At 67.6% G+C, this 1,329-nt stretch carries 1 protein-coding gene; it reads right to left on the bottom strand.

Translation table 11 applies throughout. The annotated features are described in order from the left end of the window. The coding region (hisD, locus tag AC1D1G_RS45280) for a histidinol dehydrogenase (protein WP_477956950.1) at positions 1 to 1,212 on the bottom strand (1,212 nt) is incomplete at its 3' end. Positions 1,213 to 1,329 lie beyond the last annotated feature (117 nt).

Below are 1,329 nucleotides of genomic sequence, written 5' to 3'. Positions count from 1 at the left end.
GGCCTCTTTCTGCGCCCGCTGGTAGGTCAGTGGCTTGAGGAATCGCGAGACCGACAGGCCCGCGTTGTAGCGGGCGGTCTTACCCGTCGGGAGCACGTGGTTGGTTCCGGCGATTCCCTTGTCGGAGTAGGCCACCGTGCTCCACGGCCCGAGGAACAACGACCCGTAGTTCCGCAGTTCCTTGAGGTAGAAATCGTCGTCCGCGGTCTGGATCTCGAGGTGCTCGGGTCCGAGGACATCCGATACCGCCACTGCCTGGGTGCGGTCGGTCGCAAGGATGACCGAACCGAAGTCTCGCCAGGCCGCACCCGCGACCTCGCGGGTGGCGAGGCTGTCGAGTTGCCGGTCGACCGCCTCGATTACCCTGCGGCCCAACTTGTCCGAAGTGGTGATCAGGGCGGCGGGTGAGTTCGGCCCGTGCTCGGCCTGACCGAGCAGATCAGCGGCCACCCATTCCGGGTCGGCGGTCTCGTCGGCCAGGACCGCCACCTCCGAGGGGCCGGCGAGCAAATCGATGCCCACCTGACCGAACAGCTGCCGCTTGGCCTCGGTGACGAACGCGTTGCCGGCGCCGACGAGCATGTCGATCGAAGCCTCACCGAGCAGACCGAACGCCATCGCGCCGAGCGCCTGCACGCCGCCGATCGCGAAGACCCGGTCCGCCCGAGACAGGTACGCGCCGTAGAGGACGGCGGGGTGCGCGCCGTGCTCACCGGACGGCGGGGTGCACGAGAGGACGGTGGGCACACCCGCGGCCTTGGCCACCCCGACGGTCATGAAGGCGCTGGCCAGCAGCGGGAATCGGCCCGCCGGTAGATACGCGCCGACCCGGGTGATCGGGATGTACTGCTGGCCGCCGACCACGCCGGGGGCGAGTTCGATCTCGAAATCGGTCAGGTGCTCACGCTGGGTGACGGCGAACCGGTTCGTGCGCTCGTAGCCGAGTTCGAGGGCGGCACGGACATCGGCGGGAAGGGCGTCGCCGCTCTTGCGGAGCTGCTCGGCGCTGATCTCGAGGTCGCCGGACCAGCCGTCGAGCTCCCGGGAGTAGGAGCGGACGGCGTCGAGACCGTTGCGTTCGATGTGCGACAACATTTCCGAGACCCGTTCGACGACCTTCGGGTCGCGCTGTGCGGGGGGACCGTCGACGGCGGGCTTCTTGAGCCAGGTGAGGGGGCCGAGGGCCCGGGCTTCATCAGGTGTGATCTGCATGTCAGTGACGGTAGGCGCTTCACGTCCATAGGACTAGAGGAGTAACTCCTAGGGCAATCACAGGAAAACCCTATAGAAGACGAAGAGTCCTGGAGCAGGGGAGGCGTGGTGCACCGT

The organism is Rhodococcus sp. P3_B8, assembly GCF_056402775.1.
The sequence above is the reverse complement of the archived record's forward strand: the minus strand, read 5'-3'. Positions and strand labels throughout refer to the sequence as shown.